Below are 15,475 nucleotides of genomic sequence, written 5' to 3' on the forward strand. Positions count from 1 at the left end.
TTAGAGCTATACTTTATAATTCCATCCGCACTTGGTTTTAGCTTCTTTGGCATTCTTTGCCCCACTAACCACGAAGTCCAATTGTATAGATGTCAAAACAGGTGTTTTATCAACATTTACTTCTGTTGCTGACCATTTCCAGTTTTTAAGAGAAGCCGCAGCATGATCATCAAATACACCTTCAGGATAAGACTCCTTAACTTTGTAGCCACTGGTTTTACCATTTTTGTTGATGCCAACAATAAGATCTACACAACCAGACAGTCCTTTTCTTGCTGCTGATATTGGGTATTTAGGTTCTTGCCTCTTTTCAACGACCCAATACTCTTTAACTAATTGTTTTTGTTCTTTTAAAGATAAATCCTTATATTCAATTGGGGATTTATCGGCAATCTGCACAGTATCATTAGATGCACATGCACCTAAAAATAAACTTATTATTGTAATTGAAACAACATTTCTCATCGCTAACTCCTTATAGCTCTAACGCCTCATTAAGAGGCAAATAATATGTTGGCTAAAATAAGTGAGGCACGAGCAAAAGACCAACTGTATTTTGTCCGACTTAAATTCCTTGTTAGTGTTTAGCCTAGCCAACTGTTAATTCTGTTCACCGTTGCCTGTGCGCTTAACCGATTTATTGAGCCATACGCAAAAGGTAGAACCGACATTAATAGCTTTTCATAGCCGAAGCCTGCTTTTTGAAAACTCTTATTAATGAGTAATCCTAACCTAGCCTTGGCGAAATATAAACACCGTAAAAAAGATTAACACGCTGTGTAAAAGCTATTTTCACCAAACCGAAAAAACATAAAGCTAAAGCTAAAACACCTAACGCCTCGCTAACGGGCGCAAAATTGTTGGCTAAAATTAGCGAAGAATGAGCGAAAGCCAACTTTTTGCGCCCACTTTGAGCGACTTGTTAGTTGCTGGTAGTTAAAAGCAACAAATTTACAACAAGTTACCACGTTTATGGAATGGTAGAAAGAGCCAATAAACGCCGCCGCAATAAACACCTAAACGTGAACTTTGAGCCTTAGCAACTAAAGCAATTTAATCACTAAACTACGCAAGGCGAAACTGATTGGCAAAAAGGAAGTAAAGATTAAAAGGCACTTCCATTGCCACACCAAAGAATTGAACCAAGCGCAAAAGCTAATATTGTGCGCTCAACGACAAATAATTTAACTCGAATTAGTGCGGGCAACTAACGCCGCACTAAGAGGCAAAAAATTGTTGGTTAAAATTAGCGACGAAGGAGCAAAAAGCCAACTGTTTTTTGTCCTTTTAAGTGACTTGTTATGTGCCAATACGCTATACTGTACCAAATAACGTACATGAACACTTTGGAGATACACATGGATGCTATAAGTTACACAGCTGCTAGAGCAAATTTAGCAAATACAATGGCGCATGTCTGTAATGATCACGCACCAATTATTATTACACGTAAAAGTGAAGCTCCTGTTGTTATGATGTCTTTAGAAGACTATAACGCCATGCAGGAAACTACATACTTACTAAGATCCCCTGCAAATGCTAGAGACCTTTTAGAATCAATTGCCGAGCTTGAAGCTGGAAATGGTACTGAAAGAGAGCTTATTGAATGAAGTTAACATTTTCAACAAAAGCTTGGGAACAATACCTTTACTGGCAAACCACCGATAAAAAAATACTTAAACGTATTAATCTACTCATTAAGGACATTCAAAGAACTCCTCAAGAAGGTATTGGTAAACCAGAGCCTTTAAAGCATGGATTATTTGGATATTGGTCGCGTCGAATAAATGATGAACATAGGATCGTTTATAAACATCACGATGACACGATTCTAATTGCACAACTACGATACCATTACGGCACATAACGCCCCATTCAGGGGCTGATAATAGCTTGCTAAAATGTGAAGCGAAGCGGAACCGAGCAAGCTGTAAGCAGTCCCGTTGCTGTAATGGCTTGTTATGTACGTATTACCACTGTTCTGCCAATAAAGTCATGCAATGCTCTCCGTTTTTCATTAAACAACATTGTAACAAATTCAGATATTACCCAGGTTATTGCGACGACACCCAATACAGCTGCACTTAAAGTTACAAATGTTGATAATGTTCCTGTAGTTTCGATAGATGAAGCAACAACGACAATTAAAATCAAAGATAAGGTATTTAAAACTAAATTAACAGATTCTCTTCTTAGAGCTTGTTTTACTCCTATTTCTGATTCGTCTAAGTGATTCAACACTTTAACGCCTAGAGCCATTTTGCCAAATGTTTGCCCACCACAAAGGCCGTGCATTAACACAGCATAAACCCCTAATTGAATAGCATTAAAAGTTTGAAAAAAGTTATCTTGTTGGGTGTAATCAAAGCCAAATATTAAACTTTCCACATAGAGGATAATCGCAAACAGTATTCCATCAATGAAAGCAGCCCAAAACCGAGGCCAGAATGTAGAATATTTACTAACTTCTATTTCTTCAAAAAATTCATTTTTACCTTGAGATGTGTGATTGGGATCATTTAAGAGCTCGATGACTTCTGCATACCTTTCAGGGTATGCATCTTTATCAATATGTTTCTCTGCATCTAGCAATTCATCATATGTAAATTCACTGAAGTTTGGTTTATAATCCATTATTTGTGACGACTCCATATGTATATAACGCCGCATTAAGCGGACTAAAATTGTTGCCTATAATGTGTAGCGAAGCGAAACTTAGGCAACTGTTTTAGTTCCGTTTAAATGCCTTGTTATGCGCCTAATTGATATGATGGATTGATTCTAGACATGATGACTGTATCAATATATTTACCAGATTTGAAAGTACTTAACCTTTTTGTACCTTCGATTTCAAAGCCCATGCGTTTATATAATGAAATAGCACCTAAATTATCTTCATGTACCTCTAGCTCTAAGCGTGTAATATTTAGCCAATTGTCTGACTGGTCAATAACAGCATTCATTAAAGCTTTACCTATACCTTTTCCATGAATCTCAGGGTGAACCGCGATAGCTAAACTTGCACAGTGTTTAGTCCTAACCTTAATAGATTGAAAAACAGTGACATGCCCCACTACTTTAGAATCATGTTCAGCGACTAACGTATAATTTTGAGGGCTGTTGAAAAGAGATGCAACAGCATCTGTACTTAGATATTGAAGCTGAGATGTATGCTCCATTACCGATGCATAACTATAAATATCAAAAATATCGGGATTATCTAACGATTCCAAGTGTCTAATTACAGGTTTCAAAACTCTTCCTTTTAGATTAATTATGGCGCATAACGCCCTAATAATGGGCTAAAATGTTGAGGAACGTATATGGACTCCTCTTGCATAGCAAGCCGTTTATAATAAATATCAAATGTATGAAGCAAGTTCACGTATATTCGGTTTCTGATGGGGAGCTACCCCGAACCTTAATGGCTTAATCCACTGACAAAGCTCCTTAACGAGTACAAGGTATTAAAATACCGTCGTTCCTCACAGGTTTTGCTTTGCGTGCGTTGATACACTTTACATTATTATTTTACGATTGCTTATACCCAGTTAACTTGGTTACTTTTTCAAGTTTTATCAAACACTACTGAGCTAAAGGTGTTCGATAATCTTCGCCACTTTTCAAAATAGCCCATGCCATTCTGACTAGCTTATTGGCGTAAGCAACCGCAGTTTTGTTTAAATGATTCTTCGATAATTGCTCTCTTATCCAACAACTCAACCCATCTTGCTTATCTTTAATTCGACTTACAACTGAACGTGCTCCATGAACAAGTAATGAGCGTAAACACCTATCACCTCGTTTCGTTATCCCTAACAACTTATTGTTTCCACCTGTTCCTGAATGTGCAGGAACCACACCAACACTTGCGCTGGCATCACGCCCACACTTATAGGCTGAGCCATCGCCTAATCTTGCGTAAAGTGCACTGGCAATAATCCAAGCAACACCAGGTAACGCTATCAATCGACTACAAACTGGAACCTTCTTAGCTCGAGCAACTAACTTATTCGTCGCCTCTTCAACCTGACTATCCAACAACAAAAGCTGGTCTAGTAAATTCCTTAGGATAAATCGGCTAGATGTTGTTAATTCATTCTCGGCATCTTCAAGAAAGCGAGGTAAATTTTTACGTATCTTAGCAATGCCTTGAGGGATTTTAACGAGTGCACTGGCAATAATCCAAGCAACACCAGGTAACGCTATCAATCGACTACAAACTGGAACCTTCTTAGCTCGAGCAACTAACTTATTCGTCGCCTCTTCAACCTGACTATCCAACAACAAAAGCTGGTCTAGTAAATTCCTTAGGATAAATCGGCTAGATGTTGTTAATTCATTCTCGGCATCTTCAAGAAAGCGAGGTAAATTTTTACGTATCTTAGCAATGCCTTGAGGGATTTTAACGCCATACTCTAAACCCAAACCTCTTATTCTATTTGCGGTTTGAGTGCGCTGCTTTACATAACCTTGACGTAGTTTAAGTAAACTCGCTAAGTCTTGCTGGTCAAGATTTTTAACTTGAACAAAATACGTTTTAGGTCGTTTGATTGATTCATAAATAGCGAGCGCATCGTTAGCATCATTTTTATTACCAGTACGATACTTAGCGGCAATGTGTGCAGGAACAAGCAATACTTTATGACCGTTTTGTTGAAAGCGACGCCCCCAATAATGAGCTGTGCCGCAAGCTTCCATACAAATTGTAGCTTCTGGGTGTTGGGCAATGAACTGAACCATTTTGGCTTGGCTCATTTTATTGTTAGATTTTAGAACGCCGTATTTATTAAATAAGGCGACTTGGAAAACAGTTTTAGCTAAATCGATACTTATAGTGGTAGAATTTTTCATGGTTTGGGCTCCTGTTGATTGGCGTCTTCACCTTAACCTATTTAGGCCAAAGGTGAGGAGTCCATACCATTGAAGCTAGCCAACTGTTTAGCGTCCGTTTGAGTAACTTGTTATGTGTGAAATAAGTAAATAGGATAATCTATTTAGATTGGTTTATTAACTCTTATCAGCGTATGAAAATTTACAAACCAATTGAAGTTTATCGGTAGGTGACTGAAACTCCTTTGTCTTTGAAGGAACTATCATTTCGCCAGTATACTTAGCAATAATAAAACTCTCACTCAAATGTTCTTTTTGTCCAAAAACCCAAGACTTTAGAGTTAAATAAGTTGTGTTGTTTAATTTAAAAGAATTTAAATGAAAAGCTGACTGAATACCGTAATGTCGGTAAGAGGAGTTATGACACCAACCAACTCCTTCCTTAGACCATATTTTTGACACGTTATCAATATTCAGAGTGCCATCACTATTAATTTCACTATCCTCGATAACTCGATAAAATGATTTATAACCACTGCAGCCGATAGTTCCTTCAAGGACTACTTCGGAATTTCCATTATTATCAATGTCAAATTTTGAATATCTCAAAGAGTTATTGGTAATATGATATGGACCTTTTACTTTGTTCCACTCGGTGTAGTTATAATCTCCACCTGAAGCCTTAATAGCTGAATAGAAATTGGCGTCCTTTATACTAAGAAGGTTCTTATAAACACTTGTACATATTTTTTCATCGTTTACTTCGTTGAGGACAACATGTTGCGCATATGCAAATGATGAAACAACTAATGCACATGGTAATAAAATATTGCAATATGTATTCATACTTTCCTTATAGAATTATAATTTTCAATTGATTAGTTTGTGATTGATTTTTCACCTGCTCCAGCAAGCTAGCCTCGAAACACATAACGCCTCATTCAGAGGCAACAAAATAGTTGGTTAAAATTAGCGACGCAGGAGCAAAACCAACTGTTTTTTGTCCTGCTGAAATGACTTGTTAGGGATATTACTCCAACAAAGCCTCTTTAGTTTCAATAAGCAACTGAGCTACTTCAAGTGTTTTTTTACTATTAGCAGATAATCCCATTGAACCTGACTCTACTTTTACTAAGTAAGCTGATATCTCATGATCTTTAGAATCGTTTAGTAAGAGTTTAAACACTTGTGGCAGATAGGAATGATATTCATCGCGAGCCATTGGTATGTCACAAACGCCAATAGGATCCCAAAGATAAAATAAGATTTCATCAACTCGGCGATAAAGTCCTTTTTCCGAAGTGCTGAGTTTATTATTCATATATCCCTAACGCCCCATTAAAAGGCTTTTAATAGTTGGTTAAAATGTGAAGCGAAGCGGAACCTAACCAACTGTTAAAAGTCCTGCTTGAATGGCTTGTTATGTACAAGCTACTCCGAACTTTTTCGCTTTATAAGTTCTGGTACATTACCATCTGAAAGCTCTTGAGATTTCATGTACTTTTCTGCACTGTCAGTGGAAACATTATAAATAGACCAAGGAATTGTAACAGGTAACAAAACAGTATCTGTGACTAGAGAGAAAGGGAAGTCTACGCATATTCCATGAGCACAAGCCAATTCCATATGCCTAATAGTACCGGAAAATACTTTATTATTATGTTCCTTTTCACCTAACGTACCAATTGAAACACAACCAGTGGTTGATAATAAAACAATAATATTGATCAAAAAAAATAGAAATTTACGCATCAACTTTCCTTGTACATAACGCCTTGCTAAGCGGAAAAGAATAGTTGGATATAATCGCGAAGCGATGGCCAACTGTTATTTTTCCGTTTAAGCAACTTGTTATATACCGTTGTAATGCTTAATTTCAACAACGTCCCCTTCAATAAAAATCATATCACTATCAGGTATTAAATCTGAATACTCACCCATGAAATAATCAGTGTCTGTAACTAATTTAATATCTTCACCTAGAAGGTATCCATAACGATCTAATCCAGTATCGTATAGTCCATCAGTTCCCTGTGGGTAATTAGCGAATTTAACTGTGTTGTATGAGGATTGGAGCATTTTTACAAATGCTTTTTCGGCATCAGCAATTACGCGTATATAATCGACATCAGCCTCTGGATCGTAATCATCAAGATCCGAGTCACTTTGTATTGTTGTTATTGCGAGTGGTTCAATTCTAAAAAACAAAAGTGTTATCTCGTCTGTAACTCTTGTTTTCGAACATACAGGATATTGATTGGATAGAACTCGTAACCTCTTATCATGGGGCTTAACTAATAAACGTTTTAAACTATTATCTTGTTTTGATATGCCTACATAATGCAACTGATAATCACAAAAATCTTTATAGTTATCAAATCCTTTTATATATTCACACCTCATACTTTTAAGGTAAGTAATCTTTTTAATATCAAACCAGTCTATAACATCCCCTACAACATCATCTATAACCGTTCTAATGATTATCATATTATCTGTCGATTTTAAATGAAGGTTATCAACAGTTATGTTCAGGATGTCTATTAAGGCTAATAAATCTATTTCACAACTTGAAGATGATTTAGAATCTTTAAAATGTAATTTCAAAAATTGGCCTGTCTCAATACTTGGCTTACTTGTAAATCTAGGGTTTTCACGTTGGCATATCATATATAAATGACTTTGCTTAAGTCGTTCAGCAACCCATTCATCATTTTTTACTTGCTCAGCTTCAAAATTAGACATGGGCTTATAGACAAGTTTTAACGTATGGATATTTGCTTTCATTCAAACCTCGTAGGTATATAACGCTTTGCTAAGAGGCTAAAATGGTTGGCTGGCTTTTTTGCGGTACTTTGCAAAAAACGAGCAAACTGTTTTAGTCCTTTTAAGCACCTTGTTAGTGGCCTTTTAGCTATAATATACCAGAGCATTTATAATTTAATCTTTTAGAAAGCGACATATTCATCAGTTTGCTATGCAATTTTATTTTGTTTCTCATTTTCATAGTGTCTAAAAATTGCAGTATCTCGTTGGCTATCCGTTATATTGGAATCAGTTAAGTGAGCTTGAGTCAAATCGCACCCTGTTAGTATAGCTTCTGTTAAGTTCGCATTTGTAAGGTTTGCCCCGCCAAGATCTGCATAAGAAAGGTCTACCTTTTCTAGTCTGGCTTTGCTTAGATCTGAACTTTTAAAATCAGTTTCATTAAGTAGAGCCATACTTAGGTTTGCTCCAGAAAGGAATGAACCATATAACTTAGCTCTCGTTAGGCACGATTTAGTTAAATCAGCGTTTTCCAAATTTGCTTTACTTAAATCAGCCCCTTCTAGCGTTGCATTTTTCAAGCTAGTTATATTCACCTTGTTTTCTACTTTAAAAAAGAAGGTGAGTTGCGCATCAATTAATTTTGCATTATTTAAATTCACATTATCAAGGTTTGCACCATTTAAAAGAGCTCCTTGCAGATTTGCCCCTTGCAGATTTGCTCCCTTCAGGTTTGCCCCTTGCAAATTTGCCCCTTGCAGGTTTGCTCCCTTCAGGTTTGCCCCTTGCAAGCTTGCCTCTTGCAAATTTGCTCCCTTCAGGTTTGCACTTTCAAAGTTTACTTTATCAAGAGAGGCTTTCTTTAAGTCACTATCCTCCAAGGAGGCATACTTTAAATTGATATTCGCTAATTGATGACTATCAACAAGCTTGAACCCTGTTAGTAAATATCCAGCCTTATTATTAAAAAACAAACCTACTTTGGATTGATTAACTGTCTTAATAAACTTCAGCATATTATCCGTTTTGTTAAAAGGATCATCTTTATCTCTAATTATATCGAGCTCAACTCCATAAACTATTAAAAACTCCCTAATGCTTAAATGAGAAAAACGGAATTCGCCATATGAATTGCGATTAAGTAGTGAACTTGTCCCAATATCAATATGATCTATTCCTTCAATGACTCGATCCGCAGAATCCTTTAACAACACAATACTGGATTCTCGATGACACAATTGTTTAATGTGTTTCAGAGCAACTGTATGAGTACTTTGTCGCTGCATAGTTTCAGCTAACCATACACAAGCTTTGAGTAAATCTTCTTTATTTATATCTTTATCATGTTGTTTTCGAAGTTTTATTACTTCACGATTTAACCAGGTTTCTACTAAACCTTTATATAAATCGTACTCAGTTGCGCCTTTACGGTGACTTTCTAATAAGGTTTCTACATGAGATAACAAAAATGGGCGAAACTGAAGTGAACTTATATTTTTAACCGCTTTTTTTGCATCATACTGCTTAGGATCTTCAAATCGGTTCAATATAAATTTTAAACCTTTAGGGTAACGTTTTTCCAGATAAGCATCGACTTGCTCATTAGTAAATAAAGATAGATAAACTAGAGGGCAGTCATAATTATTAAAAGATATTTTACCCATTGTATTAAAAGCAGACTCTGCGGTTTCAGGAAAAAACTGTGTACGGCAGGTAATTATTACTCGATAAAAGCAGCTAGTTGCCTCAAGTATTTTAGTCAATCTATTATTAGTGCCGCCTTCCTTACATTGGTTGTCTTCATCCAATGAATCAAGCAAGAGGATTGTTTGAGTTTTATTTTCTATTTTACCAATATCACTTAAGGTCGTAGCTCCTAATTTCAGCAGTTTGCATTCGTAATTTTTCGGCCAGAAAGACATCAAATGACTGAGTTTAAGCATCATCATCAAGGAAGTCTTTCCCATACCGGCATCAGCTAGAATAAACATCTGACTAGCTCCATCTCTAGTAAGAATATCCCGATTAAAAAACTTATTTATTGTTTCAAATACCCCTGCTCTTATTGATGAGATTGTTTCATCTTCAAGTTCATCAGCTGGATTAACTTGCTGACAGTTAGGTTGTATATAAAATTTAGCAAGTTCCTCGCAATTCCCAAAAATGTCATTAATCTTAACTAACTCTTGGTTCCGTTGGTCAATATTGCTCTTTAGCACCTTCGTTAGTACTTTTAATAGCTTAGTAGCCACTTTTGTAGAAATAAAACTAGTTGCTTCCATAAACCACCAACGTTCAGTAAAAAATTTTAATTAAATAAATTATTTGTAAATCTAAGTTTAATAGTGAAAAGATAACGAGATACTCTTGGCCACTAACGCTTTGCTAAGCGGCAATAAAATTGTTGGCTAAAATAAGCGAGGAACGAGCAAAAAGCCAACTGTTTTTTGTCCGTTTAAGCAACTTGTTAGCAATACCCTACACCGATAGAGAATCGAATTTAACAAATAGCATCCCGATTGAAAACATAATAAACCCTGGAATTGCATGAACAAATACAATTGGATATTGAACTATAGCGGATTTAGTTGGAATAAAAAAATACGGGTCTAACTTTTGAATTAACTTATAAATTGGTTTAACTATCGGTTTAAGATAAGTTTGAAAATAATAGCCAAATACAGCCATTGCCTGAACTTCCAGAAGCAATACAAAAAACTCTAAACCAATACCATCCAATAGCACAGCAATAGCTATAAACTCTGGCTCTAGTAATAAAAATAAAACTAGAAGAAAGCTAGACATTTTCCATGGGAATTTAGGTAATTTCACACTCAGTCCTTAAGGTATTGCTAACGCCTTACTAAGAGGCAAAAAATAGTTGGTTAAAATAAGCGACGCAGGAGCAAAAACCAACTGTTTTTTGTCCTTTTGAGTAACTTGTTATGTGTTGACTTCGCCTTTATCACTTTTGAAAACACTGGCAACATCACCATGACCATTACTGTTATATTTTTCCACCCAAATCTGATCACATTGAGAACATTTAAACGTTGTGATCCAGTTTTTAAAGTCCGTATTTAATTCCACAAGTTTACCTGATAGCTCTGATATTTCTTTGACTGCTAGCCCTTGGTAATCTGATTTATGATTTGAGCAACAATTCACACTAGCTTCCTTAAAACACATAACGCCCCAATAAGGGGCTAAAAATTGTTTGCTAAAATGTGTAGCGAAGCGAAACCGAGCAAACTGTTTCTAGTCCCGCTTTATTGACTTGTTAGCTAACTTTAATTCTGTACGGTGATTTTTTTTATTTGTTTTCCATTGCTATCGCTAGTTACAACAATATTATTCCCTTTAGACAAGAATACTGATTTCGGCTCATCTTTAGACGAAATTATAACTCTATCAAAGGGCACTTCATCTCTATGATTAAATTTAAAGACATCAACCATACAAGGGTATAAATTATTACAATCGATAGAGGCTAATTCGTAAGATTTTCTATTTAAAGATGCCCATTTAGGGCGCCCATTTAAATATCGTGTTCTTGGCCAAAAAACAGATATGTCCCATTTTTTTAAATCAGAACTCCAAGTTTTATTACCTTTTACAAAGATAAAAGGTTCTTGTAATCCCACTTCATTAACTGCTTTTGTGTATGTTGGGTGCTCAAATTCTGTATTACTTCGTTCTATTCGTGTTGTTTGGTCAATAGTCAGTGTTTCTAAGTTGGTAATGCTTTTAAGTTTACTCGCTAACCATTCCTCTTCATTAATATGGGAATAACCAACATGGATGATGATTTTTGCATTAGGGTCTTTATCAAATACTTTTTCTTTGATAGTCAGTGCAGAGTTAGTTTCCCGTTCATCGATAGTATTGAGTTTACTTGCTTTATGCAGATCATAAGAAATTATTTCAAAGCCGATTTCCTTGGCTTTAAGTACTAAATTTGCATAGATACTTTCACGGGTGTAATACCCAATATTGTTAGTAACATATCCTTTATTAATTTGTGATGAAGCTGAACTATTTAAAGATTCAGCCGCAAAATAACGATATCCTTGCTTCCATAGTCCCGAAAGCATACGGTACGTTAGCACCCTATGTTGTGCAATATCGTGAGCTTCATTGAACATTACAATTTGATGTAATTGCGAGCGTTTTAATATTTCACTTTCCGCGCCTTTTGCTTTGTAATCAGTTAAATCTTCAAGAGCTAAAGTTTCACTTTCAGCAGTACTATCTTTAGCAACAAGCGCTTTTTTATGTAAGCCAGCAAACGAATATTTAACACCAAGATCTTGCATAATAATATCTAAAGCCACTGGACTATCAGTATACTCTTTTGCAAAACTTTCAATGATTGGAAGTTTTTCAACTAAGCTTTTTCCTTTCGTTTGTTCTTGAACCTTATTTCCAATTTTTATTGCTTCTAAAAGAAATTGTTCATGATCATGCTCTGAAGAGTAGGCCGAACTAGAAGCAAGTAAACAAAACAGTATTATTCTTTTCAAGTTAAATCCCTTTATTTGAAATGTAATGCTCAACGATTTGGCAAGTTAGCTAACGCCTAATTAACAGGCAAAAAATTGTTGGCTAAAATAAGTGAACGTAGTGAACAAAAAGCCAACTGTTTTTTGTCCTTGTTTAATTTCTTGTTATGCAGATTCATCGTCAAAGTAAATGTCCCAAGATATATTAAGGTTTAATGAAACAAGCCTATTCATTAAATCCACAGTCATTGATGGACCACCTTGACCATTAGAGTCCCAAAAACAAAATATGTCAGTTGAACAATTTAACTTGTGCAAATTACACATAACTTCGAGTTTATCTTGCAGGTTATTTAGGATTATCTCAAGGTGCTCTACATTATCAGTTGAATCAGATAAATTCTTAGTAGAAAAAGCCCAATAATTAAATTCTCGCTCATGCTTATATTTGGAATCATGATTAATAGCTTTAACCTTTGTAGGATTAAAACCAATTAAGTCCGTGATTTTTTCAGGCGACAGTTCAGAAGAGAAAATCCTTAATGTCGCATAGGTAAATGTACATGCCATAGTTTGAGTTTAACTTATCTGCATAACGCCCATTTAAGGGGCTGATAATAGTTTGCTAAAATGTGTAGCGAAGCGAAACCGAGCAAACTGTTAGCAGTCCCGCTTTAAATTCTTGTTAGCTTTCGCTTACTCTCAATATTAACTTCTTTAACTCGGAAATGACTAACTCAGGCTCATCATCTTGAACAAAATGACCACTTTTTGTAGCCATTACAGCCTTGCCTTTTGGAAAGAGATTTACCCATTCCGATTGATACTTCCCCCATAAATCGCGAGCTTCATCGGTGTCAAAAAGGCGCTTAGGAGTTTTAAACTTTTTAACACCTGCAATCAATGTGATAGGAATGTTTTTGATATCACCGTAGCCTAATGAAGGCTGTTTGTCCCAAATATCATTTATTAAACACCAACTATTTTCTTTACCCATTTTTATATCAGTTTGTTTTAGTTTCTCATTAGAATCTTTTCCACCTATAGGATCTAATTTTTCAATAATTTCGATATCTCTAGGGTTGATAGGGTCAACAAACAACATGGCTAAAACTTTATTTGGGTTTCTAGCTGAAAACTCCCTCGCTATTTTTCCACCATAAGAGTGAGAAACATAAATGATAGGTTTGTTTATTTTGAGTTGTTGAATTAACTTTTCTGCATCCTTTACATAATCACTTGATGTTAAGTCACCAACACAAGAGGAAGATTTTCCTTCACCTCTTCTTGAATATCTAATCGCTGTAGTATTTTTTGGAAGATCCTTCCAAATAGAATCCCAACCAGACATTCCAGAAATTGCTCCAGCTTCAAAAAGTACGATATTTTCTCCATCACCTTTAATTTCGTATTCTAATTCCGCTTGATTGACTAAGAGTGATTTAGCCGAAGCGAAAGTGCAAATAATGGAAAGGCTTATGGTTAAAAAAACTTTTGGAAACATACACTCATCCTTGAAAGAAAGCTAACGTTTTGCTAAGAGGCTAAAATGGTTGGCTAGCTTTTTTGCGTTACTTTGCAAAAAACGAGCAAACTGTTTTAGTCCTTTTAAGCACCTTGTTATGCGACTGCTAGCAATAACCACAAACCGCACAACGCATATAAGGTTTCGTGGCAGCAAAGACAGAAGTAAAAAACACCTCAGTGCAACCCACAAAACCGTGAATTTTGAGCCACTGAATTGCAGTGGCTTTTACCAACAAACTACGATGGCGAAAAACTGTTTAACCAAGAGCTGAAACAGTGTTATTACGCGTAAGTTACCAAGATAAAGAAAAGGCAACAACGACAAAACTATTGGTAAAGCGCCAAACTTAGCAAATAAATTTAGTCGAATTCGCATCTGACGCATAACGTTTTGCTAAGAGGCTAAAATAGTTGGCTAGCTTTTTTGCGTTGCTTTGCAAAAAACGAGCAAACTGTTTTAGTCCTTTTAAGCACCTTGTTATGCGACTGCTAGCAATTACCACAAACCGCACAACTTATATAAGATTTCGTGGCAGCAAAAGCCGAAGCAAAAAACACCTCAGTGCACCCCACAAAACCGTGAATTTTGAGCCACTGAATTACAGTGACTTTTACCAACAAACTACGTTGGCGAAAAACTGCTTAGCAAAAAGCTGAAACAGAATTATTACGCGTAAGTTACCAAGGTAAAGAAAAGGCAACAAATACAGAATTTTTAGTAAAACGCTAAACTTAGCAAATAAATTTAATCGAATTCGCATCTGACGCATAACGCCCCAATAAGAGGCTAAAAATTGTTGGCTAAAATTAGCGAGGCACGAGCGCGAGCCAACTGTTTTTAGTCCTGCTTAATTGCCTTGTTAGGTTTTACTGGATAAATTAATGAACTGCCGACTGAATAATGTACCAGTCTCCATTTTTCTTATACACGTCAATTTCTATCACAGCATCCCGCTTTTCGTAGATACCTTTCCAAACGAACCTGAATATATCTAAACCATCGAAATTAAAGTTTCTCAACGTGCATAAAAACTCATAACCAGTATTCATGCCGTTTCTTTCATGCATCCCTTTGATGTCCTCTGAAAACCTCTCTCTCGAAAAGTTTCCAAGGTACTTATCTTCGTAACGCTTCGTATACAAATCAAAGTTCTCAGTGTCATCTGCTTCAAGCATTTCTTTTAGGTACTTTTCGGCTATTGCCTGTACTTCAGAAGAATCAGTCATAATTTCATCCTTGTGTATTATGTTTTTATTGCCAAGCGTGCCACCACACTTTGTGTAAAACCTAACGCCTCGTTAAGAGGCAAATAATATGTTGGCTAAAATAAGCGACGCAGGAGCAAAAGCCAACTGTTATTTGTCCTGCTTTAACGACTTGTTATGTTGTGAGTACGGTAATACATATTTTTCTAATAGATAAAACAATACGGTAAGAAAAATAAATATAACGCCAAATAGCTTACTGTGAAAAAGAGCTCTTTCCCTTAAACTTTCATGCAGCTCTATTACACTTCTAATGACTAACTCATCAGTTTCTATTTTAGCCATAGTAACTTTAGAAGTTCTTTTTATTTCATCAGAACTTAAAGCTATAGGCATAAAGCCATCAAGAGCATTTTCATGGCTCTTATACAAGAAATAATTATGAACAGATATCGAGAAACCAAAAACCATACAAAAGCCTATTAAGGCATAAATTAATTTAGGTTTTATCGAATTCATGATAATGCTTCCATTGCAACATAACAGTTTATTAGGAGGAAAAATGCGCTCTTTTCTAGCTGCACTCTTTCCCCGTAAAATTAATTGTTAACAACTCTATACGAGCAATCACATTGAATCAA

General features: G+C 35.8%; 18 protein-coding genes. 2 read left to right on the forward strand and 16 right to left on the reverse strand.

Features of this window, described 5'->3' with window-relative positions; all coding sequences use genetic code 11:
• Positions 1 to 6: 6 nt before the first annotated feature.
• A complete protein-coding gene (locus ABD005_RS01385) occupies positions 7 to 465 on the reverse strand; it encodes an energy transducer TonB (RefSeq protein ID WP_343814073.1) in 459 nt (152 codons plus the stop codon).
• 893 nt (positions 466 to 1,358) lie between these two features.
• Here ABD005_RS01385 and ABD005_RS01390 point away from each other — a divergent pair.
• Complete coding sequence (locus ABD005_RS01390; RefSeq protein WP_343814076.1) at positions 1,359 to 1,610, forward strand: type II toxin-antitoxin system Phd/YefM family antitoxin; 252 nt, start codon at positions 1,359 to 1,361, stop codon at positions 1,608 to 1,610.
• The gene (locus ABD005_RS01395) at positions 1,607 to 1,867 is read left to right on the forward strand and encodes a Txe/YoeB family addiction module toxin (RefSeq protein ID WP_215978861.1); all 261 of its coding nucleotides are present in this window, start codon (positions 1,607 to 1,609) and stop codon (positions 1,865 to 1,867) included. The genes ABD005_RS01390 and ABD005_RS01395 overlap by 4 nt, the downstream gene beginning before the upstream one ends.
• Before the next feature lie 92 nt (positions 1,868 to 1,959).
• On the opposite strand, the gene ABD005_RS01400 is transcribed toward ABD005_RS01395, so the two are convergent.
• The 15 genes from ABD005_RS01400 to ABD005_RS01470 form a co-directional block, all read right to left on the reverse strand.
• Entirely contained in the window at positions 1,960 to 2,634 is a 675-nt protein-coding gene (locus ABD005_RS01400; RefSeq protein ID WP_343814081.1) for an RDD family protein, read from the reverse strand.
• Positions 2,635 to 2,750: 116 nt separating this feature from the next.
• Positions 2,751 to 3,254, reverse strand: a complete 504-nt coding sequence (locus tag ABD005_RS01405; protein WP_343814084.1) for a GNAT family N-acetyltransferase — start codon at positions 3,252 to 3,254, stop codon at positions 2,751 to 2,753.
• A 331-nt stretch (positions 3,255 to 3,585) separates the two neighbouring features.
• Entirely contained in the window at positions 3,586 to 4,854 is a 1,269-nt protein-coding gene (locus tag ABD005_RS01410) for an IS110 family RNA-guided transposase (RefSeq protein ID WP_343814087.1), read from the reverse strand.
• Positions 4,855 to 5,010: 156 nt separating this feature from the next.
• Entirely contained in the window at positions 5,011 to 5,679 is a 669-nt protein-coding gene (locus ABD005_RS01415) for a hypothetical protein (RefSeq protein WP_343814090.1), read from the reverse strand.
• Positions 5,680 to 5,863: 184 nt separating this feature from the next.
• Positions 5,864 to 6,154, reverse strand: a complete 291-nt coding sequence (locus tag ABD005_RS01420; RefSeq protein WP_343814093.1) for a hypothetical protein — start codon at positions 6,152 to 6,154, stop codon at positions 5,864 to 5,866.
• Between the two features lie 110 nt (positions 6,155 to 6,264).
• Positions 6,265 to 6,585 carry a YceK/YidQ family lipoprotein gene (locus ABD005_RS01425; protein ID WP_343814096.1) on the reverse strand — a complete coding sequence of 107 codons (321 nt, stop codon included), beginning with the start codon at positions 6,583 to 6,585 and terminating at the stop codon, positions 6,265 to 6,267.
• Between the two features lie 99 nt (positions 6,586 to 6,684).
• Positions 6,685 to 7,620 carry a hypothetical protein gene (locus ABD005_RS01430; protein ID WP_343814099.1) on the reverse strand — a complete coding sequence of 312 codons (936 nt, stop codon included), beginning with the start codon at positions 7,618 to 7,620 and terminating at the stop codon, positions 6,685 to 6,687.
• Positions 7,621 to 7,808: 188 nt separating this feature from the next.
• Positions 7,809 to 9,881: a pentapeptide repeat-containing protein gene (locus tag ABD005_RS01435; RefSeq protein ID WP_343814102.1), complete on the reverse strand. Its 2,073-nt coding sequence runs from the start codon at positions 9,879 to 9,881 to the stop codon at positions 7,809 to 7,811.
• A 196-nt stretch (positions 9,882 to 10,077) separates the two neighbouring features.
• A complete protein-coding gene (locus ABD005_RS01440; protein WP_343814105.1) occupies positions 10,078 to 10,431 on the reverse strand; it encodes a hypothetical protein in 354 nt (117 codons plus the stop codon).
• 111 nt (positions 10,432 to 10,542) lie between these two features.
• Positions 10,543 to 10,767 (reverse strand): hypothetical protein, encoded by a 225-nt coding sequence (locus ABD005_RS01445; protein ID WP_343814108.1) that lies wholly within the window; start codon positions 10,765 to 10,767, stop codon positions 10,543 to 10,545.
• Between the two features lie 122 nt (positions 10,768 to 10,889).
• Positions 10,890 to 12,122 (reverse strand): hypothetical protein, encoded by a 1,233-nt coding sequence (locus tag ABD005_RS01450; RefSeq protein ID WP_343814111.1) that lies wholly within the window; start codon positions 12,120 to 12,122, stop codon positions 10,890 to 10,892.
• A gap of 144 nt (positions 12,123 to 12,266) precedes the next feature.
• On the reverse strand, positions 12,267 to 12,671 hold the full coding sequence (locus ABD005_RS01455) for a DUF4279 domain-containing protein (protein WP_343814114.1): 405 nt from the start codon (positions 12,669 to 12,671) through the stop codon (positions 12,267 to 12,269).
• A gap of 115 nt (positions 12,672 to 12,786) precedes the next feature.
• Positions 12,787 to 13,605 (reverse strand): alpha/beta fold hydrolase, encoded by an 819-nt coding sequence (locus tag ABD005_RS01460; RefSeq protein ID WP_343814117.1) that lies wholly within the window; start codon positions 13,603 to 13,605, stop codon positions 12,787 to 12,789.
• A gap of 902 nt (positions 13,606 to 14,507) precedes the next feature.
• Entirely contained in the window at positions 14,508 to 14,855 is a 348-nt protein-coding gene (locus ABD005_RS01465; protein ID WP_343814120.1) for a hypothetical protein, read from the reverse strand.
• 129 nt (positions 14,856 to 14,984) lie between these two features.
• On the reverse strand, positions 14,985 to 15,353 hold the full coding sequence (locus tag ABD005_RS01470) for a hypothetical protein (protein ID WP_343814123.1): 369 nt from the start codon (positions 15,351 to 15,353) through the stop codon (positions 14,985 to 14,987).
• Between the last annotated feature and the right edge of the window lie 122 nt (positions 15,354 to 15,475).

The sequence above is a fragment of the Colwellia asteriadis genome (assembly GCF_039523295.1).
GTDB lineage: Bacteria > Pseudomonadota > Gammaproteobacteria > Enterobacterales > Alteromonadaceae > Colwellia > Colwellia asteriadis.

Coding starts and splice junctions, on each gene's coding strand:
- ABD005_RS01455 (WP_343814114.1), bottom strand. CDS start 12,671: ATGGCATGTACATTTACCTATGCGACATTAAGGATTTTCTCTTCTGAA.
- ABD005_RS01465 (WP_343814120.1), bottom strand. CDS start 14,855: ATGACTGATTCTTCTGAAGTACAGGCAATAGCCGAAAAGTACCTAAAA.
- ABD005_RS01415 (WP_343814090.1), bottom strand. CDS start 5,679: ATGAATACATATTGCAATATTTTATTACCATGTGCATTAGTTGTTTCA.
- ABD005_RS01425 (WP_343814096.1), bottom strand. CDS start 6,585: ATGCGTAAATTTCTATTTTTTTTGATCAATATTATTGTTTTATTATCA.
- ABD005_RS01460 (WP_343814117.1), bottom strand. CDS start 13,605: ATGTTTCCAAAAGTTTTTTTAACCATAAGCCTTTCCATTATTTGCACT.
- ABD005_RS01400 (WP_343814081.1), bottom strand. CDS start 2,634: ATGGATTATAAACCAAACTTCAGTGAATTTACATATGATGAATTGCTA.
- ABD005_RS01430 (WP_343814099.1), bottom strand. CDS start 7,620: ATGAAAGCAAATATCCATACGTTAAAACTTGTCTATAAGCCCATGTCT.
- ABD005_RS01435 (WP_343814102.1), bottom strand. CDS start 9,881: ATGGAAGCAACTAGTTTTATTTCTACAAAAGTGGCTACTAAGCTATTA.
- ABD005_RS01385 (WP_343814073.1), bottom strand. CDS start 465: ATGAGAAATGTTGTTTCAATTACAATAATAAGTTTATTTTTAGGTGCA.
- ABD005_RS01395 (WP_215978861.1), top strand. CDS start 1,607: ATGAAGTTAACATTTTCAACAAAAGCTTGGGAACAATACCTTTACTGG.
- ABD005_RS01420 (WP_343814093.1), bottom strand. CDS start 6,154: ATGAATAATAAACTCAGCACTTCGGAAAAAGGACTTTATCGCCGAGTT.
- ABD005_RS01410 (WP_343814087.1), bottom strand. CDS start 4,854: ATGAAAAATTCTACCACTATAAGTATCGATTTAGCTAAAACTGTTTTC.
- ABD005_RS01470 (WP_343814123.1), bottom strand. CDS start 15,353: ATGAATTCGATAAAACCTAAATTAATTTATGCCTTAATAGGCTTTTGT.
- ABD005_RS01390 (WP_343814076.1), top strand. CDS start 1,359: ATGGATGCTATAAGTTACACAGCTGCTAGAGCAAATTTAGCAAATACA.